At 46.2% G+C, this 26,847-nt stretch carries 15 protein-coding genes; 1 reads left to right on the plus strand and 14 read right to left on the minus strand.

Annotation, left to right across the window (positions count from 1 at the left end; translation table 11 throughout):
• The coding region (locus VJB08_01705) for an integrase core domain-containing protein (protein ID HLD42682.1) at positions 1-187 on the plus strand (187 nt) is incomplete at its 5' end.
• Positions 188-558: 371 nt separating this feature from the next.
• Here the strand turns inward: VJB08_01705 and VJB08_01710 are convergent.
• The 14 genes from VJB08_01710 to VJB08_01775 all read right to left on the minus strand — a co-directional run bounded on the left by VJB08_01710 (position 559) and on the right by VJB08_01775 (position 26,656).
• Positions 559-804, minus strand: coding sequence for a hypothetical protein (locus VJB08_01710; GenBank protein HLD42683.1), 246 nt, complete (start codon positions 802-804; stop codon positions 559-561).
• A 220-nt stretch (positions 805-1,024) separates the two neighbouring features.
• Positions 1,025-1,315: a DUF86 domain-containing protein gene (locus tag VJB08_01715; protein ID HLD42684.1), complete on the minus strand. Its 291-nt coding sequence runs from the start codon at positions 1,313-1,315 to the stop codon at positions 1,025-1,027.
• A complete protein-coding gene (locus VJB08_01720; protein ID HLD42685.1) occupies positions 1,312-1,599 on the minus strand; it encodes a nucleotidyltransferase family protein in 288 nt (95 codons plus the stop codon). The genes VJB08_01715 and VJB08_01720 overlap by 4 nt, the downstream gene beginning before the upstream one ends.
• Positions 1,600-1,672: 73 nt before the next feature.
• The gene (locus VJB08_01725; GenBank protein HLD42686.1) at positions 1,673-2,236 is read right to left on the minus strand and encodes a hypothetical protein; all 564 of its coding nucleotides are present in this window, start codon (positions 2,234-2,236) and stop codon (positions 1,673-1,675) included.
• Between the two features lie 156 nt (positions 2,237-2,392).
• A complete protein-coding gene (locus VJB08_01730; GenBank protein HLD42687.1) occupies positions 2,393-3,010 on the minus strand; it encodes a hypothetical protein in 618 nt (205 codons plus the stop codon).
• A gap of 194 nt (positions 3,011-3,204) precedes the next feature.
• Positions 3,205-4,317, minus strand: coding sequence for a hypothetical protein (locus tag VJB08_01735; GenBank protein ID HLD42688.1), 1,113 nt, complete (start codon positions 4,315-4,317; stop codon positions 3,205-3,207).
• A gap of 130 nt (positions 4,318-4,447) precedes the next feature.
• Positions 4,448-5,032, minus strand: a complete 585-nt coding sequence (locus VJB08_01740) for a hypothetical protein (GenBank protein HLD42689.1) — start codon at positions 5,030-5,032, stop codon at positions 4,448-4,450.
• Complete coding sequence (locus tag VJB08_01745; protein HLD42690.1) at positions 5,029-8,088, minus strand: thrombospondin type 3 repeat-containing protein; 3,060 nt, start codon at positions 8,086-8,088, stop codon at positions 5,029-5,031. Before VJB08_01745 ends, VJB08_01740 begins: the two co-directional genes overlap by 4 nt.
• Positions 8,046-22,862, minus strand: coding sequence for a dockerin type I domain-containing protein (locus VJB08_01750; GenBank protein HLD42691.1), 14,817 nt, complete (start codon positions 22,860-22,862; stop codon positions 8,046-8,048). Before VJB08_01750 ends, VJB08_01745 begins: the two co-directional genes overlap by 43 nt.
• Positions 22,855-22,995 carry a ribbon-helix-helix domain-containing protein gene (locus VJB08_01755; GenBank protein ID HLD42692.1) on the minus strand — a complete coding sequence of 47 codons (141 nt, stop codon included), beginning with the start codon at positions 22,993-22,995 and terminating at the stop codon, positions 22,855-22,857. The genes VJB08_01750 and VJB08_01755 overlap by 8 nt, the downstream gene beginning before the upstream one ends.
• Positions 22,996-23,304: 309 nt before the next feature.
• Entirely contained in the window at positions 23,305-24,945 is a 1,641-nt protein-coding gene (locus tag VJB08_01760) for a hypothetical protein (GenBank protein HLD42693.1), read from the minus strand.
• Positions 24,942-25,334, minus strand: coding sequence for a hypothetical protein (locus tag VJB08_01765; GenBank protein HLD42694.1), 393 nt, complete (start codon positions 25,332-25,334; stop codon positions 24,942-24,944). Before VJB08_01765 ends, VJB08_01760 begins: the two co-directional genes overlap by 4 nt.
• Before the next feature lie 2 nt (positions 25,335-25,336).
• A complete protein-coding gene (locus VJB08_01770; GenBank protein ID HLD42695.1) occupies positions 25,337-25,849 on the minus strand; it encodes a nucleotidyltransferase domain-containing protein in 513 nt (170 codons plus the stop codon).
• 267 nt (positions 25,850-26,116) lie between these two features.
• On the minus strand, positions 26,117-26,656 hold the full coding sequence (locus tag VJB08_01775) for a nucleotidyltransferase domain-containing protein (GenBank protein ID HLD42696.1): 540 nt from the start codon (positions 26,654-26,656) through the stop codon (positions 26,117-26,119).
• Positions 26,657-26,847: the final 191 nt, after the last annotated feature.

Raw genomic sequence — 26,847 nt, forward strand, 5'->3', positions numbered from 1 at the left:
CAGAGTCAACAGGCCACAAACCAACGGCAAAGTAGAACGCTTCTTCCTCAGCTACAAGACAGAATACGCAACAGGATCATTCGCTAATCTTGCTGACTATATCAGGCATCATAATGAGGCACGGCCTCATATGAGCCTGAAATTCAAGACTCCAAGAGAAGTATGGAATGAACTAAAGCGGAAGTAGTTTCGTGACCGGAAGTAGTTTCGGGATAATAGAGTGGGGAAACTGGATTAGAGTTTATTGATTTTTGGTACTTTGACAGCAGACTTTTTGCAATAGGGCGCAGTCCTTAAAGCTCCCAGGAACTACGGTCATCGCCCCGTACAGCCCCCCTTGCATTCATAGCGCGTTGTTTCTCGGTTCTCTGCCTGAGTATTCAAGGCAAGGCACGATTCTCCGATTGTGGTCTGTGTGCCTGTCGTAAAATTGCCAATCCTTCCTGTAAAAATGAGAATAAGAACAACAAGGACTACCAGCACCAACGCTGCTATGACGATTGCATTGAGCGGAAGCCCCTGAGCTTTTTTTATCGTTGTTTGTAATCTAATGATCCCTTATCCAGTTGGAGTTGGGATGCAACAAGCAGGAGTAGAGACAGCGCAGCTTGTTTGGCCTCCGAGAGGCGCTTCTTTTGGGTCGCAAGATGCCTTGCAACTCCCTCCTTGGGCTCCACAATTCTGAACTCCGCCTACAAAACTTCCGATCCTTCCTGTAAAGACAAGTATCAAAACAACCAAGACTATCAAGACTAATGCTGCTATGACGATTGCGTTCAATGGCAAGCCTTGAGCTTTTTTCATGAAAACACCTCTTATTGATTGGATATTCCCTATTAGGTTATGTTGTATATAAAGGTTTCTGTGGGCTGGTCGCATTGAAAAGTCATGCAGCGCCCTCTCGTGAGCCACCTTAAAATAAGACAGCAGAGCGACAAGGGGGTTGTCCCATTCGGGGAATGTCGCTATTCTGCTTGGCTTGCGCAGGGCGAACCCGACGCTGCCGAGCGAAGCGAGCAACTTTTCAATGCAACCTGTGGGCTTGGCGAGCCCCCACCGCAACCTTGAAATATCCGCGGGTTATGACATCCCTCATTCCTGCAAGGTCTTTCCACGGAATCTCCGGATGCTTTTTCCTAATAGGACTAGGGATATTTTTAGCTGCTTCTCCAATTATCTCTATTTGCCTGACTATCGCACTTTGCCTTAACTTATCCTTAGATAGTTCCTGTTCTGTTAAATCTTCAGAAAACGACTCGATGTTGCTGATGCTATCCAGGATATCTTCTATAAATAAGTTTATGCTTCTTTTCATATAATCTTGACCTCTTCTTTTAAAATCTGATCCTTTAAGAGGGGGTGAATCCCCTTATAACTAACCAGGTCTACTTTTTTATTCAATTTTTCCTCCAGTTCATGTTTTATGTGGACAAACTTCAAGAGGCTCATGCTTCTTGGTGGTTGTATAAGAACGTCTACATCACTCCGCTGTTTATGTTCCCCTCTAACGTAACTTCCAAATATTCCTGCCCTCTTGACTTTGTAGCGCTTCAGAATGGGGGTTATCTTCTGTTTTATTTTTAGTACGTCTTTTCTCATGTTTTATTATAAGTATGGAGAAGTTTAAAAATGTATCTCCGAGCACGAATGACTGCCTCTTGGCTTTTCCATATTAGCACACATCCAAATAGATCGTCACAACGCCTGCAGAGGTCCGGAAATAGGCCTGCTTGGACTCTTTGGATTGGAGGCATTCTCCTGCTCTGATGGGATCAATTGGCTGGTAATAATCCTCGTTAATGATCCTGAATTCGTAGTTGCTGATGCCGTAGTTTTGCAAGGAGTTTGTGAGGATATCTTCAATGAGTTCTGATGCTTTAGCGCAGGAGTCTTTGCCATTAACAGTTTTACCAGGAGGAGGAGGTTCAGAAACACATGGATCGGCGCTGTCTGAGTTCAGACAGCATATCCTGTTGTTTGTGTCACTACTAGGATGCTTTGCGCAATCGTCCAGCAGACCTATGATTGTTGTGCCTTTGCAGCCTGTTGAGGTCCTGAGCAGCGCTGTCAGGGTGTTGGCTGCTGTCTGGGTCTGGGTAAAGGTCTTTTTGATCTCGCTCTGAGGCTTGAGGACAACAAACTGGATAACGAAGAGCGAGCCAAGAGTGAGGAGTATCACAATCACTGCAAGGCCCATGATTTCCATCTGTGATTTTCTTGTTTGCATTTGCTTCATATTTGCTTCATGATTGATCCTTGGCAGGCGTATCCGAATTGCTGGATTTCCGAATGAGGCTGCGATGAAGACGGCTTCGGACGGCTTCGCCTGCTCGGCACCCCGAAGGGGGCAACCCCTGCCTCGCCCTCGCCATCGTCGCCGCCTCATTATTTTTCATTTTCTCTGGAACACTGTTATTTCCATCATAGCAAATGCGCAGCTTCCTCTTAAGCCTCCGCAGATGCCTTCTCCCAATGGGTTGTAGAGGGATATGGGAACGTTTGTTCTTGATTGGGTGAATTGGGATTGTTCGGCTTCAGTTGAGGGGTTTGCATACAGGATAAAGGATTCCTGTGTCCATACGCCGGTCGTAGGGCCTGTAAAAAAAGAAAGGGAGTTTCCTGAGCTGTCCTTTAAAAAGTCATCATGAGTTGGAGAGAGGACCTTTACTTCTATTTTGCTTAAGCCAAAGATGCCAGCATAATGCTCTTGTGAGCTTGGGTCAGAGATGGACTGATTTAAGAAAGCAAGCTTATAGATGTCTATGCAGTTATCTTCAACATCATTTCCTGAGCTGCATTGCAGTTCCGGCAGATTTGAGGCTTTCTGGACAACCTCTATCGCAGAGATGTCTGACTCGCGCTCAAAGGATTTCTGCGAAGTGGCTTGCTGGACTCCGATGTAGAAGAAGATTCCAAGGACAAGGAGCATAAAGAAGACGATGAGGATTGCGATTGTCTCTCCTATCTTCAATTGGGCGTTCTTATTGATTGAGAGTATGCTAGAGTTCATTGCTTGCCCTTATGATTGTTATTCATTACTTTTTCATTAGACTTTTGACTGGGATTATATTGGCTTCCAATGATTATTTTTTATGGGTTGTATATTTTTAATGGCTATTATTAATCGCTTTTTCTCTTTATTGAATTGGTTTCTTCTCAATGATTGGAGTTTTCTTGTTTCCGGGCAATCAAAAGCTCCTTTGGTCAATACACTTCAGGGCAGGAGAGGCGCTGGAGGTTGGTGTTGGTGGATTTCAGGCCATCGGCTTCACTTTTTATTGTACCTAGATTTCCTGTTCCTTGCGGAGCAGTTACGCCAATGAGGTTTTTGTTGGCAGCAATAATAGTAGTTAACTTGTTTTCGGCATTGCCTAGCTCGGTTGCGCAATTTGTTCTGGTTGCGGTAGTCATTGCGGTTTTAAGAGAGCTGGTCCTTTCTTTGTAGATCTCTGCAACCTTGTCTAATACCTTGTAAGCTTCTCTCATGTTGCAGTTGTAGGTGTCAATGTCGTCGGAGAAGATGGCTCCTAAGAGGGATGGGGTTCCTAAATAGTACGTGGTTGCGCTTGGATTCTCTATACCTGCGTCCTGAGCCCATCCAGTCGAACTTTTCTGGTAGAATTTTATTTCGCCTGCGCCTTCAATCTCTCCATCAATAAAAAGAGCAGTAAGATCCTCGTCTTCCATTGAAACGAGGGCAGGGGGGATTGAAGGAAGGGGGGAAGGAGGCACTGTAAAATAAACAATCCTCACTTTGTAGTTATTGAGGTTTTGAATATTATTCAGAGCAGTAGCATCTGTTACGAGTTCTTTCGCCAGCAATGGCTTTCTTTCGCCTCTTTCCTGGATATATTGCTCAGGAAGAAGGTTGTAGATTTTGTCTGCTTTGCTTTGCACAGTAGTGCTGGCGCCATCATCCACAATGATATACCTCACATTCGGGCTTGTGATATACTGAAAGTTTGCAATTCTGAACGGCATGCTCCAATCCAATGTCCATGCCATGAGCTGGTAGCCTTTGAAGAGGGAGGGAGAAAAAGCGACCTGGGGCTTGACTGGATTGATTCCTCCAATGCTGTAGCCTGCGCAGTCATAAGAGATGCCTATATTCGGGATGCTGATTAAAGATGCTGAGCCTGCTGTGACCTTTGATGAGGTGAAGATCGAGCTTAAGTCAAACCTTACTGTCCTTGCAATCTTTGTCTCTGCTACATCCTTCTGCTTTGAGGCAAGGGTGAAAAAGAAGAGCAGGATGATTCCTCCTACGATGATTATAAAGATCCAGTTCAGCTGTATGTCGATAACTGCTTTGGACATAAATAGACACCTTCCATCATATCCTATACTCACGGGCAAATATAATTGAGCAATTGTTGCCCGTTCGTAATAAGTAAAGGCAATAATTTATGCTCAATTATTTGTTGCCTTTACTATACCTTTGCTTAAGTTAAGTTGGCCATTCAGATAACTCAACACTATCCCCCAGTCCTCTGAGCTTGATCTCAACCTTTCCGTTGAGGGTTGGGAGGCAGAGGTAATGCTGCTGGGCGGAGTCATATCCGTTAGTGGTATCATCAAGCACGATTTTAATGGGGCCTGCGTCAATGGGATCTGAGGCAATGTCGTTTTGATTGAGGAGATAGACGTTTTCTCCCTCGTTTGATGTTGCGCTTTTCCATGCATCGCAGATGCCGATATGGTAATCGAGGTTTCCTGAATCACATATTCCCTGCTTGGGGCCTGATGATGGGTCTGGATCGTTATCTGGATCAGATGCCCAGAACATATCCAAAAAGCAAACCTTTGTAATTCCAGAAGGCAGCTTTAATTCCCTTTTATCTATGGTTCCAAAGTCTGCCCCTATCTTCTTCACAGCTGCTTTCAGGTCAACTGCAAGCTGTGTTGAGGTTATGCGGTCTGCGTCATTCTGAAACTTGAAGACAATCTTGTAGCCATAGAGAAGAATCATGGCAAAGATGATCGCAGCAATAACATAGCCGAGTACTGTGCCTGTAATCTCTGCTCTCCTCATCGCTTCTTCCTTTTTTGAGGCTTTGCTTTTGCTGGTTTTACCTTTGCTACTGCCTTTCGCCTTGGTTGTTGAGATGCCCTTTGGGTTGGCTTTTTTGACAGCTTTTTTGGAAGGACGGGTTTTTCTGGCATTGCTATCTTTCGCGGCTGAGGCTTTTCAGGCTGTTTCTCTGTTATCTTTGGTTTCTCTGGAACTGGCTTCTGTATCTTCTGCTCAGAGGGAAGAGTTGGCTTTGGAAGCTGGCCCTCTGCAAATTTCTTGAGTTCTGAAAAGATGTCTCCCTTAGCCTCAGATGTCGGCAGCTTTGTGAAGATGTCATGCTTTGTTAGATCAACCCATTTCTCAGGCTCTTGCTTTGCTTCAGGCTTTAGGGTTGGCTTTGATGGCCTGAATGGCGCCCCAAAATCGCCAAAGAGGCTCTGGCGCATCTGCTGGCGGTGTTTCTGGATTTCCTTTGAGATAGGAGTTACTTTTTGAGGAACTGGCCTTAGGCCTGGCAGCGGAGGCAGGGCTCTCTTGGGGGAGAGATGGAGCCTTGTCCGCTCATAGTAGAAGTAGCCAAATGCTGCTCCGACTCCAACTAAGGTGAGAACTGAGAACATAGTAATCCAGAAGAGGGCTGATGCGGGCTTGGAATTTGGATCAAGAGGGTCTGTTCCTGCATCAACTTCATCCTTGTCATTCCAGCCATCTCCGTCAGTGTCTTCCTGGTTTGGATTAGTTCCGAGCCTGAACTCTTCAAAATTCGTCAAGCCGTCCTGGTCTGGATCAAGGGCTGCATCTGCGGGATCAGAGGGGTTGAGGTTATTTTGAGTTTCCCAGCTGTTATCCATTCCGTCTCCATCCTTGTCCTTATCACAGGCATCTCCGATTCCATCGTTGTCAAGGTCCTCCTGGCTGGGATTTGAGTTTGCCGGGCAGTTATCAAGATCATTTTCTATGCCATCCCCATCATTATCAGAGCTTTGGCTGCAGAAGCTTGCCTGGCAGGAATTGCTCATGCAGTCGCTGTTGTACTGGCAGGGTGTATCAACAGGGCATTTCTTCCCGAAGGTAACGCAGACTCCGCCGCAATCAGTTCCCATCTCATCTAAGTCGATCCTTCCATTGCTGCAGAGGCTTGGAGCCCCTGAATCTGATCCTCCGCATCTCTGGTTGAGGCATTCTCCATTGGAGCAGTCTGAGTCGCGGCTGCATTTCTTTCCGGCAGAGCACTTCTTTTCGAGATCAACGCAGACTCCGCCGCAATCGATGTCTGTTTCCTGAGGCCCTTCTCTCCTGTCTGTGCAGGTTGTGTTTGCGCATGTTCCTCTGTTTCTGGATCCGGAAAGGTAGCAGAATCCTGAAGTGCAGTCTGCGTTGTCTGCGCATTCCTGGCCAAGGCCGCAGCCTGTTGAGCAGATTCCGCCGCAGTCAACACCAATTTCGCCAGCGTCTCTCACCTGGTTGGTGCACTGTTCAGGCAATAAGGATGTGTCAACAGTGATTCCATCGCTGTCCCTTGCTGTGCTCCAGAGATTTGCTCCGTTCTTTGCCTCAACCCTGAAGAAATACCTTTGGGAGTTGTTGAGGCTGAGGCCTGTCATCGTGAATTCAGGAGAAGAATCCTGGGCTGTTGATATCGGAGAGTCTCTTGTGACTGCTGAGCTTTTGTAGAGGGTGTAATTGTAGAGCACTATTTGCGATTCGTTGTCTCTTGCTTCAACCCTGACATGGAGCCTTCTGTTCGAGGCTGTGAACTGCGGCCTGTCAGGAAGATCAGGATTTGAATCATCAACCAGAGTGATAACTGGAGCAGTTGTGTCAATGATAAAGGAGATGGTTGCTTCAGCGCTGTACTGGCCGCGAAGGCATCTGAGGATATAGGAATGGCTGCCCTGGCTGAGTTCGGCTATAGTCACTGAATGCGACCTTCCTCCTGTGGAGGGCATGTTGACAAATGGGTTTGAAGAATTGCTTGAATAGGTGCACTGGCTGATTTTGTTTGTATTTGCAATAAGCCTTGCTGTTGCCAGTGCAGGGAATTCAACCTGAGTTGAGAGGATGGCTAATGGAACTGAGGTATTGACCCGGATGCTGATGTTTGCAGGCTGCTCTGTTATGAGACCTGCCTTATTTTTGCACTTTGCGGTTATGTAATATGTCCTCTGGTCTTCTGTGATTATTGAAGAAAGAGGAGCTGTGCTTCTGGTTGAGTAGTTTTCTGCTGTGAATGAAGGAAAGGGAAGCATGGCATCAAAGCCGTCAATGTTGTTTCCGTATTTGCAGATTGAATCCTCGTTTGTGGTTGCAATCAGCTGGGCATCTGTAGGAAGGTCTGCGATGAAGTTGTCTGGATAGGAGGTTTGGAGGGTTAGAGTTGGAGGAGTCTGGTCTACGATAATGGTGAAAGACTGGTCTCTCATTTCTCCTCTTGTAAGGTCATTGCATTTGACATACAGGCTTCTTGAGAAGACACCATTCTGGCTTGCAACATTCTCAAGGGAAAAGGAGGTGATGGTGTGCTGCAGGGCTGCTGATCTTGGTGTGTCAAATTCCTGGTAAAGGTCAAAGTTTTCTGAGGAGAGATCCCACCACTTGCAGTAGGCTGGCCTGCTCAGGTTGATTGTGACTGGGAATGCGAATACAGAGGAATAGCCGAATCTTGGAGATCTTATTGAGATGTCAATTGGGGGGATGACAACATTGAAGCTGAGCTGTTCCTCGACTGGGTTGTTCGCGGAGTCAATTGCATGGACTGTGAAGGTATAGGAACCAGGCCGCAATGACGCAACAGGCCTATAGACAAAGAGGATATCTTGGACTGAGCGGACAAACTCCACTGCAAACGGCGCATTGGTGGAATTGACGAGGCGGACTGTTTGCTGGGGGGTAAGGGAGGCTGGGTTTATAGGTTCGCTGAATGCAATGCCTATCTCAGGTTGCTGTTCGTAGATAGTAATTGGGGCTGTCTGGGCTGAGGCGAGCATAGCTGCAGTTGCGAACAGTACAAAATATACAAGGATGGCTGGTTTCATGAGGCTATGCACGCTCCTTGAGAGCAGCCATTTTGGCATTCAATGCCTCTCTGGGTTCTGCTTGTTCCTGAACAGGCCTGTTCAAGGAGGATTCTTGTATTGAAGCATGTGTCGTTGAAGCTGTTTGCGTTGATAGCAACTGAACCTCTGGAATTGTAGTCCAAGCCGTCAGAGTCTGTGCATGTTCCTATTGCTGCCTGAGCATCGGGGCATATAGTTATTTCGCCGATCGTGAAGCAAAGCTGAGGGGCTGCAGTGTCTATTGTGACTGCAGATGTTTCAGAAACTCCGCGGTTTCCTAACGAGTCTGTTGCGTTCACATAATAGGTATAGGCGCCGTCTTGTGGGAGGGTTACTGATGTTGTGAAGGCTCCTGCCGCTGTTCTGGTGAGCGAGTGCACTGTAATTGTTCCGTTTGCTGCCGTCATGACAAGGCTTGAGGCAGTGATTGTTGCTGAAGTGATGGGAGAGGTGACTGTTCCTGCGACGCTGATTGTTCTTGTGTTACTTATCCTTGTCGTAGGTGACTGAAGGGTGAATACCGGAGCCCTGCTGTCGGTGGTGAAGGATGTTGTTGCTTCATTGGAGTTTTCAAGGATGTCTTCTGCGTGGATTGTTGCTGTGTATTGGCCATTGGCTAATGCCGAGGACGGTGTGAATTCGAGAATGTTTTCTGCGGTCAGATGTGTTGTTCCGGGGATTTGGCCTGCTGCGTTTCTGAGTTGTATCGAGGAACTTGACTCCAAGATGGGAGTTGCTAAATGCGGTATGAGTGTTGCCCTGATGATGGAGACTGCGTTGCGAATCGTTCCTGTTGCAGGATCGACTGCAGTGATTGTTGGGCCTGCCTGGGTCTGGATGATATGGACCGGGTCTGAGAGTTCTGATGGGTTATTTGCGCGGTCATAGGCAATTGCTGTTAAGGTGTTGTTCTTGCTTGCTAAGAGTTCTATCGTATCTGAAAATGTTGTTCCTGCAGTTATGGTTATGGTCTTGACTAAGGTTGGTGTTCCTGATGTGCCTGCCTCTTTCCTGTAAATCTCAACCTTTACAACGTCTGAATCAATGGTTCCTGAGATGGCTGCTGTTTCAGTTCTGACAATAGGCTGCGATGTTGAAAGGACTGGCTTTGCAGGAGGGGTGAAGTCTGTAGTGAAGGAAACTTGGATTGTGTTGGGATTAATGCCTTGGGCCCCCACTATGGCTCTGCAATTAATTGAGACTGTGTAGGCTGCTCCTGCTGCTTCAAATTGAGGCCTTGTCTTTCCTACGGCTGCTTCCATTGCAACAGTATGCTCGTTTTGGGAGTTGGAAGTTAAGGAGGTGATTGTTGATGGAGTCGTTCCACTGTAGATTGCTTGGCAAGCTGCTGGCCGGGGTGTTGAGACTACAATGTTCGCTGCCGTCTGCCTGTTCAGGAATTGGGCTGTGGGGGAGATTATGGAAATGGGAAGCTGGTAAGATGCGGGCCTGGTTATGCGAAGGGTGTAGGGAGCTGATTCAAGGCCTGCTTTGCTTGTGCAGGTGATAATGTATTCTGTGGTTGCCAGGGGCTGGGAAATTGTAGTTCCTGTTGATTTCGAGTTTGCATACGTTGTATCTCCGATTTGCCTTGGAGTGCTTGATCCTGTGATATAGCTGCAGATGACTTCCTGATCTGCGTAAACTTGGAATCCTGTTGTGGCTACTCCTGTGAAGAGGATGTAGGATTTGGAGCTTTGAGTTGATTCAGCCAGATCTGCAAAATTGGCGTTGGTGAGTGTTACGTCTGTGATTGAGGGGATTCTGGTATCAACGAGAAGATTGATGCTGGTTTCTTTTTCCTGGTTGAATATATCAGTGCAGGCGACTGTAAGTGTGGTTGTGTCGTCTTGCGCTAATGTATTTTGGATTGTGTGCGAGAACCTTTCTCCGGTTTCCTGGGTAAGAGAGGCTGTGTGCTCTGCTCCGTCAAATGAGTTATAGCGCATGTTGCATGATGTTGCCACTTCATTTGTTGTGAATACAAGGCTTGGAGTGAGGCTTGAGGTTGCTCTTGTTGATGGAGAGGTGAGAGTTGCTGTTGGGCCAATGTTGTCTTTGACAATTGTGAAGTCCACTGTTCCTGGGCGGCCTGCTGGGGTGGTTCCTGTGATGGTGAAGGTTTTGGCAAAGCCTCTGGCATGTTGATTTCCTGTTGTGAATGGAAGCGCGGCTGTGATGGTGAAGTCTCTATGATTGGGGCCAAGAGTTTCTTGAACTTCGGTTATTACACCGCTTTCTGCTGGGAGGTCAATGGAAGCTAGGTCTTTTGATGATGTTCCTGTGATGCGGATCTGCAAATTCGGAGTGTTTCTGGTTACAAATGCCCGAGTTATGTGATCAAATATCGTAAGTTGGTCTAGGCCTACTATTTCAATCTCACTTATTGTGAGCGATGGGGCTTCTGTGTCGATGGTGAAGGTTGATGTTGCTGTGCTGGAGAAGCCTTTGGCGTCTGTTGCAGTTATTGTTACGGTATGCTGGCCTGAAGCAAGGCCTGTGGTTGGTGTGTAGGAGATTTGATTGTTTGAGGGTGTTAAGCGTATTGGTGATTGGCCGTCAAGGCTTATGGCTGGCTTATTTGCATCTGTTGTAGCTATTCCTGATGTGTCTGTGATGGTTGCTGAGATTGTTGGGGTTGTGTCGCTGATTACTGCACCTGCCTGCGGGCTTGTGATGGTTATTGTTGGATACGTTGTATCCAGAGCAACATTAGATTGAGCAGCCTGGCCTGTATTGCCTGCTGCATCACGAAGGTTGCTGAGAGCAAGAGAGTATTGGCCGTCAAGGTCTGCAGGAAGGGTGAAGGCTGCAGTGTATGGGAAATTTGTGGTGGTTGCTGTTCCGGGAGTGACAATATCGGCTGAAATTTGCACTGGTGCCGCGCTTCCTTGGGTGAGGGTGATTCTAGGAGCTGGAGCACTGAGTTGTTCATTGCCATCAAACATTCTCAATGGCTCGGTTGAGGTGAAAGGGATTGTGAGTGTGCCTTGGGATTGGGTTATTGCACCAAGCGTGATTCCTGGAGCTGTGAAGTCTGCGGAGATGGTGAATGGTCTTGTCGCTTGGTGGCTGGTTGAGTCGGTTGCTGTGATGGTGAATTGGTTGTTTCCTGTAACGAGAGCAACATCTGCAAAGGAGAATTCGTAATCGTTGTCTGAGTTTGCTGCGGCTGATTGTGACCTCTCAGATAATGCAACAGTAACGGGTCCTGTCTCTCCTTCAATCCTGCCTGAGATTATGATGAATTCCTCATTGGAATTCGCATGATTGCTGGCATCTAATTGAGGATTACTGATGACTATTCTTGGGGGAAGCGTGTCAACTATGAATTGCTGCGTTGCTGTTCCTTGAGTTCCGGTGTCTATTCTTGCTGCTCTGACTGTAAGGGTGCATGAGCCTTGGGGAAGGTTAGTGAGAGGTATTGTGTAGATTGTTTGGCTCTCAGGAGGCAGGGGGTTGGCGGTTATGGCTGGTGATTGCGATCCACAAGTGAGTGTTGGGGTTACGTCCCTTACAGATGTACTGAAGGTTGCTGTGACTGTTGTTGAGGATGCTGCTGCGGTTGTTGTGATGTATTTTGTGCCTGCAACATCATTCGGAACAGGAGCAAACGCAAAGGTGGCTGTTGGAGCAACTGAGTCAATGGTGAATCCTAAACTTGCTTGAGCTGCTGCGTTTCCTACTCTATCCCGCGCGTTTATGGTGAGAGTATGAACAGCATTAGACCATGGTGTTTGCGGAGAGATAGTTATTGAGGTTGGATTATTTTGGTTATTGGGTGTGAAGGGGATGTTTGTGGTTCCCTCTTTTACTTGTATTGAAGCCGGATCTATTCCAGAAGGATCATTCAAGGTTATTGTGAACTGCTGTATGTTGCTTCCGAAGGTTGGGTTATCTGCATATGCTTCTGGAATCGTTATGGTTGGAGGAGTTGCATCTCTTCTTATTGTAAGCGACCTTGGTGTTGGATTGCCCGCAGTGTCGGTTGCGGTAATTTGGAGTGTTTGCGCAACGCCTTCTGGAGCATTGGTGAAGAGTGCTATTGGGACGCTAAAGTCTGTTTTGAGATTGCGGATAGTGAATGTTTTGGTATCAAGAAGAGCGTCTTCAACACCAACATAGGCTGTGGTGATGGTGATTTGGGCTCCGATAGTTCCTGGAAGCGTGATCCGCTGTTCGGCGTTAGTTGCGAGGGTAAATGTTTGCGGTGTTGCTAGGCCAGTTACAGTAACTTGGTAGGATAAGGTATCTGTGTTTTTGAGGGTTATTACTGAGCCGATTGGGATTTGGGTTGGGATTGCGGTTAAGCCATTTCCCGGAGCTAATTGCCCCCTTGCATCGATTTCAAGCGGATAAGCAAAGATATCGCCAATTTGTTGCTGCGTGGAACTTTGCTCTGCCCCAGAGAATATCGATCTTACTCTGATGGTTGCTCCCGACTCTGAAGTGCCTTTGACAGTGACAGAATTTTCTTTGGTTACCCAGTTCGGGACTGCTGCGGTTCCGATGTTCACTGCGCCTTCGATATTTGTTATCTGGAGGGAAGGCTGAGTGTTATCAGTAGTGATTATGATGTCAGCATCTCTGGAGTTGCCTGCCTTGTCTGATGCAGTGATTTTGATTGTATGTGGGGTGTTTGCAGAAAGGCTAATCTGCTTGGAGTAAGGACATTCGATTACCAGAGGTGCAGTTGTCCTCATTCCACATTCAATGGTAGTCCTCGTCAGAGCCGCATACGATGTTTGCCCTGAGGTCAAGGAGATCGAATTGAAGAAATTGTCTCTAGCCCAGCCGCTGATTGTTGGCTGCCTGCTTCTTGTCAGCCAGGAAGTTTGCTGTGCTTCATCTGGCCGCGTGCCTGGCACAAGGTTAGTGATTCCTGGTGCTGGAAGCCTTGGCGGATTTGTATCAACAGCAAGGTGGAAAGGGTAGATTCCTTCCGGGAGATCAGCAGGAGCGATCCCTGAGATTTCCTTCTTTGCCTTGATTGTGATGGTGTAGTCGTTTTCGCTTGGGGCATTCAAAGGTGAGGCTGATATTTCTTGCAGATGGATGAATTGGACACCAGATACTGGTTGCCCATTCTGACCCCTGATGAGTCTTGAATCATCTTGGGTAAGGTGGTTGTTTTCTGGGAGAGTGATGCCTGTTACAGAAGCACCTTGCTCAAAGCTTGCTTTGATATAAGCGTTTTTCTGGTTAAGATACCAGAGATTTGAGTTGCCATTCCTGGCAGGAGATTCTGCGTTTGCCAAAAGTGTAAGCTGATCCCAAGTATTTGCTGTTGCTTGGGTATGCTGCTTAAAGACAAATATTTCTGGCTGGTTTGGAACTCTGGTGTCAATGGTGAAAGTCCATGATGCTGTGTTGGAGTTTCCTGATTGGTCGTAGACAGTTACCTGTACAGTAACATCAAATCTGTAGTAGGTTAAGCTGCCTTGGGTTTGTGGTTCTGCGCCAACCAAATCCTTTAACTCTGTGATTGGGGTGAAGACGAGTCTTTTTTCTCCACTCAGCAAGGTTTCTATGGTAAACTGGGTTGAAGAGAGGGGATTGCCATTTATCGCCAGGCTGGTTCTTGATGTATCAATGCCTCGGGCATCTGAGAAGGTGATTCCAATTGTTGGCTTCTGATTTCCGATGATTGAGCCTGGGGCAGGAGTTCTTGTGGCGTCAGTAAATTCAGGCGGGCGTGTGTCAACGATGAAACCAGAGGGTGTAAATTCATAGCTCCTGAAGTTTCCTGCAAGGTCGCTGCCTTCCAATTTTCCTTGGACTGGATCCTTGAGGTTAGTTGGCAAGTTAAAGGTAATCTGGAATCTTTTTATATCAGTATTTTCTTGCTCAATCGGCCGAGTAGTGACTTGGAGTGGTATGTAGTCGTTGTTTCTATCTTTAAGGAAAAGCTGTAATGAACTTTGGACTGTGTCTATGCTTGTGTCAAAGATTATTGTTACTGGTGTTGCAAGGCTTGTGATGGTAGTTGGCGATATGCTCTGCCATGTGAATGTTGGCGGTGCTGTGTCGATCCAGAATTGTGCTCCAGAAATGATTTGGGTTCCTGCGTTGCCTGCGGTGTCGGTGGCGGAGATGGTGAAAGTTGCGGCCTCCTGGTTATAGGAAGGTGTTGCCGGAATTGTAAAAGTGCCTTGCCAGTTAATGCTGCTTGCGATTGGGTTTATCGAGGAGAGAGAAAGAATAGTGCCTCCTATGGTATAAGAAAATGCTGTTGGCCGCTGGATTGTTTTACTTGGGATGATATGCACAGTATACGATGGCCCTGACCTCAAAAGAGGCTTGCCTTGTAATTGAGGCTGATTTCCTTGGATTTGTATGCCGAAGGTTGGGGCAACAGTGTTCCTAATAAGAGTAAACTCTCCTCTTTGCTCTTCTGCGGGTGGTTGGGTTGCCCGGCAAGCAATACATACTTTTTGTTCTCCGTCGATGCTTAAAGTTACAATGGCGGGACCGTGCTCAAGGTTATTGGAGGAAGATATTTGGTTACCTGCGTTAAATTGTGCATAAACTGCCGGAGACACGGTGCAGGTATTCAGATTATATCTGCATGATGCTTGTTTGTTTGTGTCCACGTGGACTGTAGGAGTTGCTGAAGGAGCGGTCATATCTGCTCGGCCAGTGATTGTTAATGGTCCTGTCTGGTAGGTTACTGTCCTCTGCTGGCGATCGCTTGCTCTTGTATTTAACCCAACGCACCAAATCTCAAAGGCGTTTGGACCTTCAGCGAGGTTACTGATTGTTGTGGTATGCTGTCTTCCGTTTGGACTATCCAGTGTTATTTTTTCAGAATCTTCTTGGTTTCGGCGTTTGTAGTAGCAATAGCTTGGCAGATTTGAGGTCGTTACAGTAGCTGTTACTGAATTTGTGTTCACTACGCCGGGCAGGGTAATTACGATTGTAGGAGCTTCACGTATCAGAACAATTGTTAGATCTGTTGTTTCTTGGTTGCCAGACGAATCAGTGCACGTAATGTGGACTGGGTATGTTCCATCCTCATCAGGAAGCGTGGTTCCTCGACTTGGATGGTAGGTGAATTGGCGCTGATTAGTTGCGGATTGATCCATGGGGTATTCAACAGTGTCATCATCCCAACGGTATGTACAGGATTGTGTATCTTCATTGGTGCCGATAACAATGGGCGTATTTGGATCATCTGTGTAGATTATGTTGTCGTCGACCGGGTCACGATCTCCAGTCCAGGTAGCTATCGGTCCTCTTGTGTCTCTGACGATGACCAGAGTGGTTGGTCCTGTATTTCCGAAGGTGTCTGTTGCGGTGAGGGCAAAGGTATATGCCGTGCCGTGGTTGTGGTTTGAATTAGGTGTCGTGGATGATATAGGAATGCTGATGCTAAAGCTCTTTGGATTAGTTGCAAGAATTGTTGCAGAGATTTGGGAACCCTCAGATACGACTGTTAGTGAGCGCAGATCCTGGGCTGAAGTTCCCGCAACACGGATTGTAAAGGATGGATTGTTATTTGTTTTGTAAGTAAGGGGGGTATCTAAGATCCTAGTAATCCCTACATCATCTGTCCTTGTTACAGAAGTGATTGTAAGAGGCACTGCTTGTGCATTATAGGCATAGACAATGGTTTGTTGTCTTGTCCTTCCTGCCTTGTCTTTTAGGACGACGCTGACGGTTTTATCTCCTGGCGTGTCTCCATCTCCTGTTAGCGCAATGGCTTCAGTTAGTGAGCGGAGACCATTAGTTACAGACGGTGTTGTTAACTGAGTCTCGTATTTCCTGATTTCTTGCTCAACATCCCCATTTATCTTCATCCTGAAAAGGTTAGCGTCGTTGTAGCTGAGAGCAAGATTATTGCCTGCCAGATGATTCGTCGGCTGCGGATTAGGAGTTGTGATTTCAAGTGTTGGATTGGTAAGGTCGACTTTGAAGGGAAGGTCAACTTGTTTTGTAACAGGAGCGCCGTCCTTCTGGACTGTTGCTGTGACGCGAAGAGTGTATTCTTTTTCCGCAAGGGCGAGACCTGGGAAGACATCTGGAGTGAAGCAGATTGGGAACCCAAGATTTGGATTGTTGAGGATGTTGTTTGCAGCAACAGGGTTTCTGCATGGCTCAACATGGACGGTAAAGGTGGCTGGTTCACTCCAGTGGATAGGAGTTGCTGCAGGAGCAGCCAATGGTGTGTCTCTGACTGCAAACCTGATTTCATAGGTTCCTGGCTGTAAGAAGCGGAGCCTTGGAACTTGTTCAAAGAAGGATGAGGCTGTGGTGGTAGTTAGGGGAGTAGGATGCACGTTTTCCACAATCCCGTCTTCAACTCGATGGTTGCCTTCAAAGACATCGACTCTTTTGCCGGCTACAGAGGCAGCAGGGTAGCCATGGCCCCTGATTTCAAGGCTATCCCCAACATTAAGCGTGACTGTTGATCCTACAAGAGGATTGTCGAGAAGGGCTGTGAGAGTGTTTGGACTTAGAACCCGGCCTGCAGAACCGTCTATTCTGGAGACTGGGTTGCTTAGAGTAGCTCGCCCGCTGCCAGAAGTGACTGGATATTCGGTTTCTACTCGGTCAGTTGTCTCTACAACTGCAAGAGAATTAATACTAAGACCTTGGATGTCTCCATCAAAGGAGAGGATGAAGGTTGGTGTTGCAGTTTGTGTGTAGACATGATTATTAGGGGCAGTACCCAGACCTGCATTTGTGTTTACCCTGTCCATTGAGAATCCTGGGTCAAAGAAGAGATTTGGCTGAACCAGTGCATCCACACGCGCAATTACTAGTGTTTGCTCAACCCGCTTCCCTGAGCGGTCAGTTGCAATAACGGTAATCGGGTATTGCTTAAGTTCGTTGGTATCAGCTGAATATGTCAAGGTGATTGTTCTTTTTGCTGGATCTGCTTGATACGCGACATTGCTGTTGGATTCGCCGACTGTTTTTGTGCTTCCGTCAAAAGTAAAGATTATATCCTCTGCTTTGACTCCTGCAAGATTATCGGTGATTGAGATTACTATGGTTGTTGTGCCGTCAGAAGTAAAGCCGCCTGTTGGACGAGCTAAGGTGATGATAGGAGAGGTAGTGTCATAGACGATCTTAAAGGGGGTTCCAGCAGAATACAAAGAAAATCCTCCTTCGACATTGCCAGCAATTGCTCTTGCACCCACACGATATGTCCCTTCTGCAGCCAAGGTGAAAGGCTTTCCAAACCAGCCTTGGGGATATTGGCGAGTATAGATCCTTGCATTTGCTAGATTTTCTGATTCAAATGGTTCTGCAACAGTGATGTCACATAATCGCGTTCTTAGTGTTTGGTCATCAATACAGTTGCTAACAGTGCTAATCTGGTAAAATCCTCTTGTTGTTCTTTCGTGACCAGTAAACTGCAGGGATCCTTGTCTAACGGCAGCAAGATCCATTCCTATTGTATCAAGACGTATTGTCCTGTCATCTATTCGTCTGTTGACGGCGCGGTCAGTTCCTATCGGCTGCGGAGAGGGGCGGGATATATCTCTTTCTTCTTGTAAGAGAGTTTCTCCTGTACTGTCATAAATCTGGATCAACACGGGAACGTTTTCTGCCCTATTTGCAGTATGCCCTGCTATAAAGACGTTGTTGCTATTTGTGTAAGTCACTTCTTCGCTTGGTAAGTCGATAGACGGAGTATCTCCTCCTACAGTGCTTATTGTAAATGTTTCGCCGCTAGTAATAGTAGTTCCTGCTTGGCCGTTAAGGTCTCTTCCTTCAATGGTAAAGGTAGCTTGGGTATCACGGAGGTTTTGGTAGACTGGATCGTCTCTTGATACTGTAAAGGATCCTTCCCAGAGATTGTGTTGTGAGGCGCTATCAGCAACCTGAGTTATATCCGATATTGAGACTGCTCGAGTTTGTTGGTTTTGATCAGAGAAGCTAAATGAAAGCTCTGGAGCCTCTTGTAATTGCTCTGTTGGTGTAATTGTGACTCCGAATGTGCCGCGGTCAACTGTTCCAACTGGAGAGTCTCCATCGTAGATTTGGATACTGAAGGTTGGTTCATGATTATCCTGCACCTCAATCTTCTTCGCTTGGACTGCCTTGTTGCCGAACTGGTCTTCAGAGATGACTTTGACCATGTAGAAGCCTGCGAGGAGGGTTTGGGGGAGAGGTGCTGTCCAAGGATTGCTATCGCCCTGATGAGTGAGTTGTAAGACTGGCAACGCACCTCGGCAACTAATTTCCAGGTTTGGATTGTTTTCTATTGTAACTTGGTCATCGTCAGGGATACATGGAAGTTGAGGAACATAGCCAGCTAGATAACGGCTGATAAGGAGGGAATCAAAATCGTTTATTGCTTCGTCTTGGTTCACGTCTGCTTGAGTTCTTTGATCTGCAGATAACTCGCGTCGTCCTCCAAGATACTGGGTTATAAACAACGAATCTCCTACATCTATTCCGCCATTATTGTTCACGTCACCAACAACTGGATGGACCACTGCAGTTACGCCTGCTATCTCGTTTGACCATTCAGGATCTGTTGTTGTGACTGAGACTGTGGATGGTGCTGCGTATTCTAAGAAGGCAACTGTTGCGTCAGCTACCGTGATATCTACTGGCGAATTGGCGTTGTTTAGGACTTCGAATGCTGAGATTGTTGGAGGAGTGTGGTCGTTGTAGATGGTTATTGTCTGTTGAGCGCTGTTGCCTGCTGCATCTTCTACCAAGATGGTGATTGTATTGGTTCCATGGATAAGAGGGATTGTTTTGGTGAACCCGGTATTGGTAAATTCGTCTCGGCTCAAGATGCTGTTTTGAGTGCCTTGTTGCGACCTAACGATTATTACTGAGCTTATGTCGCTTGAATCTTCAAAGGCTGCTGACAGGGTTATGCTATCCTGCTTGACGGTTCTGGCATTGGCTGCTGGCGCTGTGATTGTAATAGTTGGGCCTTCATTGTCAAGGTTAAGGACGATTGATTTGGTTTGTTCGGTGTGTGGGTAAGTACCGTCAGATTGCAGGTTGTCTCGCGAAGCATAGTAGAGGGTGTAGGCTCCGTCGCCTGATTGCAGTTCAAGAATATTGATTGGGGTTACAATAAGGCTGCTTTCGCCTGGCGGAAGAATATTCCAGGATGCTAACTGGCATGTTTGACCTGAGTTGGCAATGCAATATGCAATTGCATCACAACCGTAGTTATGAGCGTCTCCGTCATTACAGGTCAGGAGGAGATTGAGATTGTGATACGATTGTGCTGTCAAGTCTTCTGGAGTGTTTACTCCTGTATATTGTTGGACTGCGGTGGTTGGCGGAGAAGTATCTAAGGTGAAGGTAAGCCGGTCTGAGTCAACGAGGATATCAGTACCCTCATAACAATTAATGCTGATTTGGTTTGGCCCTTCTGTTGCCTCGATAAGGGGCAGAGGGTAGGAGTAATGGAGATCCGTTCGAACAAATGGCCTTGATCGGATGCTGCCATATGAAAAGAAGCAATTGTACGGGTCTGAGGTATCAAAGCTGAGCTCAACCGGATCGCTTTGCTCGTTGAAGAGATGGTAGTTTGCAGGCTGCTCATTTTCAATAATCCTTACTCTGTCGATCTCAATGGTTTCTACTGCTGCGTTTTGATTGCCATACTCATCAGTGCAGGTTGCAGTTACTTCATAGGTTGCGTCTTGGATGCGGGGTATCGTGAAAGCGCGTTGTTGACCGGCGTTTAGATCAATAGAGTCCTGGGTTGTTTGTGGATTAGTATCAACGAGGTAACTGCATGTTGATGCTTCATCAACTCTTAAAGAAATGCTTAAGTCTGAGGTTACGGCAGAACTTGGATTATTTCCTGAGGTTAAAGCCAAGGTTATTTCAGGCCCTTGGATATCAACATAGACTGGCTTTGTTTTGATTAATTCTGTATTTAGGAATTCGTCAATTGTGAAGTAGTAGAGGTTTGCCTGGCCTTGGAAGTTTTCTCCGAGAGCTGCTTCGAGCTGCTGCTTTGTGACAGTTGCAGTTCCGGTTCTTGAGGTTAACGTGAGTGTATTTTTCGGGCAAAGCCTGCCAGTCCCAAAAGCATAATGTGTGGTGAAGCCTTGAGTGTTACTGTCCTCAATATTGAAGGCTACGATTGCTCCATCTGAATTGATATATGGCTGAGTGTCTTTAAATCTGAAGGAGGAATCTGCAATAGTTGTTGTTGGGATTACTGTGTCTTTTTTGCAGTCGCTGAACGCTGGATCGCTCAGGCCTGCGCACTCTGCGGTGTTGTCTGAGTTTCCGTCTTTGAAGCATCTGCTGTTGGCTGCATCCCATCTGCAGACTCCTAAGCTGCAGGCGTCTGAACTAGGAGTTGAGTCAAATCCGCTTAAGCAGCCTTCTTGTGTTGTGATTTGGTGCTGGCTGCTTCCGATGCAGGCTGATTCTGATGCAAGGCTTTCACAGGTGGTTGTATTCGCTTCTGGTGACCTCACGCAGGCATTGCATGCTGTCTCTGCTGCATTTGCAAAGCAGGATCCGAGATTGCTGCAGATTGTTTGCGTGCAGCCGGTGTTATAGAAGAGATTTTCTGCGTCTCCGTTTGCAACTGCTCCGCAGAGATTGCAATGCTCGGATGTTTCTTCTTCTGCATTATAACAGAATCCTTTGCCGAACTCTGCATACCTGAAGTTTGTTGACCACTCACAGGTTCCTGCCTGGCAATTGTTTCTTTCACAGGAGGATCGGGATTTGTAATCAAAGCAGGAGTTGACTTGGGTACAGGACTGGCAGGAATCTGTCGGTGTGCTGGTTGATTCAAGATAGCAGTATCGTCTTACTCCGTTTTCTGTAAAGCAGGTGTCGGCATTATACCACAAACCAAGGATGTTTGGATAGGGAGTTTCTGTTGCTGCGCAAGCGTCGGTTTCGTGGCAGAGCGCTCCTGCTGTTCTGTCTTGGATACAAATGCCGTCGCTGAAACTGGGAAGTGTGGCGCAGTTTGTTGTAACGGGCTCGTTATTTTCGCAAGTGGCTTTAATGGTTGCTGGATCTTGGGGATTTGTGGGTGGTTGGCAGAATGAGGTTGGATTTGGAGCGCATTTTCCTCCACAGATGCTGTTTCCAGGGCTGATTTGTTGAGTGAGTTCTTTGGGTTCTGTGGCTGTTGTATCCTCAACGTTGTAGGTAAATACAATCTTATACATGTAGTTATTACCCCATTGAGTTTCTTCATCAGTAAGGGTTTGCTGCTGAGCAGCTGGTGTTGAAGTTAAGACTCGTATGGGCTGATCTGGGTATGAAGTGCTGCTAGATACTTTCCTAAAGACTCTGGCTGATTGGTAGGTGCATTCTGAATTCCAGTTAAGGGCTATATGGCTCTGGCACGGAATCCTTTCTGCAGTAAATGTTATAGGGAATTCTGTATTGCATTGAGAGGGGATTTGGTCGAGGTTGAGAGTCAAGGTTGAGACGGAAGAGCGTATTGTGTGATCTTGAGAGCCAGTTCTAAAGCCTTCAGCGGAGATTTCAAAAGTGTAGACAGTGCCGCGTGTTTCATAGAGCAATGGTCTTGTTTGATACGGTGCCTGGCTTAAGGTATATGTGTCGATTGTGGTTTGGCCTGATTTTACCGTCACTGTATAGCTTGTAAGAGGCTGGTTGTTGCCAGTTATTACAAGCAGGACGATACCCATGTTGCCGCAGGCAGATGCTGTGTTTTGCCCTGCACTAGATTCACAACAGAAGAGGTCTCCATATTGTGATTTCAAGCGCACAACACCGCCGCATTTACAGGCGTCTCCAGCAATGCTGCCTATCGTTGTTCTTCCATCTGTCGGGCATTGAGGCTCGCAGGCTTCGTTGTTGGGGTCATAAGTTGGATTAGTACTGAAACAGCAAGGGTCATCACTATCTGGTCTGGTATCATGATCATTGTCTATGGTATCTGAACATTGAGCAACACATCTACCACCAACCGGAGCAGAAGTTCCTTGGCAAGTATTACATGCTGTGCTTGCGATGCATCCTCCTTCATTGTCATTTGCAGAGCCGCACCAGGCGCAGCCTGTGGTTGTTGTGCATGAGTTTTCTGGTAGATTTGTGCAGGATGTTGATGTCTCGTCCCCTCTTGTTGTAATGTCGGTCGTTGGAACAACGCAGTTATGCTCATTGCTTGTGGAGGTTCGGCCTTCTGAGCATGTTGAGCAGGAGTCTGTGCAGGTTCCTGTGCCGCCAGAGCCGCACCAGAAACAGGCTGAGTTTCTGCAAGCGTCGCTTCTTGAGATGGATCCACAGTCGATTTGGTTATTTGGAGCGCATGCAGCAAATTCTTCTCCTTCCAGCGTTGCATGTTCAGTGTTGTAACAGGGATTTGTTGGACGGCTTGAATCCCTATTGGTTTCGGGAAACCCTAACGCCCAGTATTTTGGAGCTGCATCAGTGCTGGCGCCTTCACAGACGTTCCTTGTTTTTCCGCTGCAGGCTCCTGCATCGTTGCAGCATCCGGAGATACATTTTCCGTTTTCGGGGTCAGTGAACTTCTGGCATCCGCCAGCAGAGGCGGAGTTCCAGAAGTTTTGAAAGCAGTCGGTTTGGCTCTCTGGGTAAAAGTCGTTTGTTGATGCGGTATCGTATGCTCCATTTGTGGGGCAGCAGAGATTTGCAGTTAGCTGTTGAAGAGGGTTATTATTGCAGTATTTTGTTGGAATTTCCTCTGCTATCAGTGGATTTGCACAGCATCCAAGCACTGAAGGGGCTTGATATAAGGCGGTTCTTTCTGCTTTTTCCTGGGTTGTGACTGCGGCAAGCGAGGATTGTATTACCAGCACTGAAAATAATAGAAGAGCGAGGAGTTTCAGCCTACCCATGCTCCTCCTCCTGCTTTCTTTTGATAAGATATTCAAAGGCATGGCTTCTGTTTGCAAAGAGCTTTCTTGCTATCTGCTGGTCAACCCATTCGAGAAGTTCCTTGTCTAAGGTGATGGTGATGCGTTCTTTCATGTTGGAGGAGGATGTTGCATTTGATTCCCCCGACTAAAAGAAATAGGAAAATGTACGTAACCTCTTTTTGGCATTTATCCCTCTTATTCTGCTGTATGATTACGTATCTAGTAATATATAAATGTTGCGGTTTGAATATGAAAAGATTATTGAGTAAGATAGAATAAGATTGAGTAAGTATCAGTAAGAAGATGATTATTTAGTATATTTAATTATTGCCTCATATCATTGAATATATTTATGATTATTTACTTATTAAATAAGATTATTACATACTTAGTAAGAGTCAAAACCCAGAGTATTGCGGATTTAGGGAGGGTGTACACAGTTACCATTGCCGTCGCAGGTGCCGGTGGCACCACTGTTATCAGAGCAAGATGCGCCTGATAAGGCATAGTTGGAACTGTACGTGTTGCCGGCTGAATCACAGGAATAGGAGGGAATACAATCGGTGATTGCTGGAGGGGAAGTTGTAACGCAAGTTTTTGGGCGGCACGTCATACAGGCACCGCAGGAGGCTCCATCGTTAAGGTAAAATGTGCCAGTTTGTGTGGGTGGTGGAGTGGGTTGTATGCAGCAGTTGTTTCCGGAGGGGCAGTTAATTGTGATCTGGATTTGGCCAGTAACCTGATGGCCATTGCTATCTTCCACAGTAACTGTCATTGTGTAATACCCAGCATCGCCTTGGCTGCTACCATAAGTTAAGTTTGTAAATCCTGGGGGGCCTCCTGAAAGGATAACTGTAGTTGTTCCCCCATCTGGGTCACCAAATGTGATGTATGTGGTAAGATCTATAGTGTTTCTTTCAATTACGTCTCGAAGTGTAGTTGGATCGATGTTCAAGTATGGCGGCCTGTTCTGGACTGCGAAATAGAAAGAATAAGGCTGTCCTGTGATTGTTGATTGAGGATCTGTAATGTGGAGTATGGCTGCGTCTGTGTTAAGATCACAGTTATGACAGAGGTCTGTAATTTTTTCTATATGCATGTCGTCTTCTATGCTGTTTGAGTCTGAACCTAGTTTTAAGCATAGCTGATCCAGTGTAGTTGCAATCTGCCCATTGCTGAGAGAATTGAGTGGGCAGTTATGGGAATCTGTGGTGGTGACATCAAAACTTACGTCGGTGTTGTCTTTGGCTGAGAGGTAGTATGCAGCTTCGTAGATTTTTTTGAACCTGATCGGAAGGGATTGCGTTATCTGAACGTCTTTTGTGACTGGAGGCTCGCCTTGAGGAGAGAATTTGACTGGGTATTCTGAAAGTATCAAAACATCATCTTCTCCAAAAAGGACTCCGACTTTTAAGTCTCCTGCTGGCTCTACTGTAATGCCTGATTCTGAGATTGCATTGAAGTCCACGCATTCAGGGAGTTTGGCAGCAATATACGACTCAAGCGCTTTCTGGATGGTTGCTGCATTAGAATCAGTTGCATACAGTTCGCCTGTACAGGTATGGCTGAGGTCAGTAGTGCTTGTTTTCGGATTAAGGCCTGCTTCAGAGCAGAGTTTGGGAAACCTCTTGAGGCCAAGAGGCCATTCTTTTCCTTCTTCCGGAATTGAAACATCAAAATTGACGTTATACTCGGTGCCATCAATAGTGTAGGGGAGATAGTCATTTCCTATGGCGCGGGCACCATTACTCGTATAAATCGACGGATCAATAAATCGAAACACGCCATCCTGATTCTCGAATATCACTCCTCCCTGCCTTCCAGCCAAGATCAAAGCATCTTCAGCTGTCTTCTTCAGGCAGGAAGTGATGTAGGAGCGGATTGGGGTTGCTTCAACAATGTCTGAAAAGCTTTGCTCTGCCTGGCTTCCTACTTGAGATGTCCTGAGCGAAGTGAGGTAGAGGAGAAATCCTGTGATCATGAAGATGACTATGCCGAGGATGATGAAGAGGGTTATCTGGGATTTTCTGCTTGGTTTAGTTAAAGTGTGCTTGTTTCTCATTTGAATTTGAGTATTAACGCTTTTAGTTGTTTTATGACTTCGCTGGCTTCTTGGTGGGAGAGCTGCATTCCATAATAATTAATGTTGTTTCTTACTTTTCGCAGTTCGTCAAATAGATCCCCTTCTTTTGACATCTTCAGGATTTCTTTCAGAAATGCAGTATAGCACTCATGATTGTATATCTTGTAGCCTTCTTGTAAAGCTGTAATCTCCAGCAAGGTTCTCAACGCATCATAAAGGAGGACGATTTTAGCATAGTAAAGGTCTTCTGGAAGAACGCCTGCTGATCTTATTTTAACGTCAATGATCTCCTTAAATGAAGCGGATTTGGACTTGTCTTTGCTTACCTCCTTCGCTATCCTTTTTTTAAGGCACTGATTCCAGTCCATGGTTACCACTCACCGCTTATTTTGTATCCGTTGAGGATGTTGCTCAACAGCCCCTTATTCTTTACATCTTCTCTTTCTTTAAAGAGGAGGGCGTGGATTTTTCTTTTTAGTTTTTTTTCGTATTTTTCCAGATCCAGGCGCTTCTTTGTTGCTGTGAAGACTGCTATATCAATATCCGAATTTGGAGCAACTTCTGCCTTCGAGAAAGAGCCGAACAGCACGATCGTCGGAATCAGAAGTTCTTCTTTGAGATAGCCTATGAGCTCTGATTTCTGCAGCTTTTGGTGCCAGTAGAGCCTTGAAAGGTGGATAACCACGGGATTTGCCCTATTCGCATAAAAGAATAAGTACCTCCTGTCTTCTTCGCTCAGGAGCAGGCCTTCCTTCTCCAGGCTTTTCAGGGTTTTGGAGGAATGGGGCGGGCTTATGCTCTGCATTCTCGCAAATTCCCTCACATTGATCTTCCGGTAGTTATCCTCAAAGAATGGGGCCAGTGTGTTAAATATTGCTAACATATGTTACTTTAGATTAACAGCGTATATAAAAAGATTGCTGTTAATATATTTTAACAGCTGTTACTTTTTATTAACACTTTAGACGTGAGAATCAGGAAGATTTGGAATTTTTTAGAGATCATTTTAGCAGCGTAAAAAGTGTTTTAATGATATTTTGTATCCTATCCCTGTTTGCGACAAGGTAGTCTGTTTGTATCGTGAATCCTTCATAAGAGACCCTATTCCGGTATTCCCTCATCTTTTGCCTGTCTGGCTTAACTTTTGCGATCAGGTATATCCCTCTAAAAAACCACTTAATACAAATCCGTTAATAATATTATTCTTTAATTCTTCGGGGTATGCGCTAAAACGCTCCTTGAAATGGAGCTGTATCCTTCTTTTCAGCTTCTTTTCAAAATCATTAAGGTTTAGCTCTTTTTCCTTGCATTCAACAAAGAGGTCTATATCGCTGCTTTCTGTGTCTTCGCCCCTTTGATAGCTCCCAAATAAGACTATAGATTTGGGCATAAGCTTTTCTTCAAGGAGTTCGATAAGATTTGATTCCAAGAGGGATGACAGGTTATAGAGCATTTTTTGGGTTTTGAAGGGTTTGCTGCCTGTATTTGCCCTGTAGATGGGAAATGCCCTTTTGCCTTTCTTTTCCGTGGATTTGAGGATTAGCCCCGGTTTTACAAGCAGGTCGAGGTTGTTTTTGATTGAAGTGTGGGCTATGTTTGTTTTTCTGCTGATATCCATGAGGTAGTGGGGCTTTGAGGGGTGCAGGAAGAACAGCTCCGCCGTCTTTTCTATACTACTTTTTTGTAACATGTGTTATATTTATGTTAGATGTACTATATAAATGTTGCGCTTAAGGGGTCGCATTGAAAAGTCATGCAATGCCCTTTGTGAGCCTTCTATTCAAAGTACAGAACAGCGACAAAGGGGTTGCTCCATACGGGAAATGTCGCTTCCCATGAGAGTATGCACAAGGCGAAGTCGGCATTGCCGAACGAAGTGAG

It is taken from the genome of Candidatus Nanoarchaeia archaeon, assembly GCA_035290625.1.
In the GTDB taxonomy this organism is placed as follows: domain Archaea; phylum Nanobdellota; class Nanobdellia; order Woesearchaeales; family DATDTY01; genus DATDTY01.

What these genes read in the sequence shown, in the direction of transcription:
- VJB08_01760 (HLD42693.1), bottom strand. Translation starts at nt 24,945, where the DNA reads ATGAGAAACAAGCACACTTTAACTAAACCAAGCAGAAAATCCCAGATA.
- VJB08_01720 (HLD42685.1), bottom strand. Translation starts at nt 1,599, where the DNA reads ATGAGAAAAGACGTACTAAAAATAAAACAGAAGATAACCCCCATTCTG.
- VJB08_01730 (HLD42687.1), bottom strand. Translation starts at nt 3,010, where the DNA reads ATGAACTCTAGCATACTCTCAATCAATAAGAACGCCCAATTGAAGATA.
- VJB08_01725 (HLD42686.1), bottom strand. Translation starts at nt 2,236, where the DNA reads ATGAAGCAAATGCAAACAAGAAAATCACAGATGGAAATCATGGGCCTT.
- VJB08_01765 (HLD42694.1), bottom strand. Translation starts at nt 25,334, where the DNA reads ATGGACTGGAATCAGTGCCTTAAAAAAAGGATAGCGAAGGAGGTAAGC.
- VJB08_01735 (HLD42688.1), bottom strand. Translation starts at nt 4,317, where the DNA reads ATGTCCAAAGCAGTTATCGACATACAGCTGAACTGGATCTTTATAATC.
- VJB08_01770 (HLD42695.1), bottom strand. Translation starts at nt 25,849, where the DNA reads ATGTTAGCAATATTTAACACACTGGCCCCATTCTTTGAGGATAACTAC.
- VJB08_01755 (HLD42692.1), bottom strand. Translation starts at nt 22,995, where the DNA reads ATGAAAGAACGCATCACCATCACCTTAGACAAGGAACTTCTCGAATGG.
- VJB08_01740 (HLD42689.1), bottom strand. Translation starts at nt 5,032, where the DNA reads ATGAGGAGAGCAGAGATTACAGGCACAGTACTCGGCTATGTTATTGCT.
- VJB08_01710 (HLD42683.1), bottom strand. Translation starts at nt 804, where the DNA reads ATGAAAAAAGCTCAAGGCTTGCCATTGAACGCAATCGTCATAGCAGCA.
- VJB08_01775 (HLD42696.1), bottom strand. Translation starts at nt 26,656, where the DNA reads ATGTTACAAAAAAGTAGTATAGAAAAGACGGCGGAGCTGTTCTTCCTG.
- VJB08_01715 (HLD42684.1), bottom strand. Translation starts at nt 1,315, where the DNA reads ATGAAAAGAAGCATAAACTTATTTATAGAAGATATCCTGGATAGCATC.
- VJB08_01745 (HLD42690.1), bottom strand. Translation starts at nt 8,088, where the DNA reads ATGCCAAAATGGCTGCTCTCAAGGAGCGTGCATAGCCTCATGAAACCA.
- VJB08_01750 (HLD42691.1), bottom strand. Translation starts at nt 22,862, where the DNA reads ATGGGTAGGCTGAAACTCCTCGCTCTTCTATTATTTTCAGTGCTGGTA.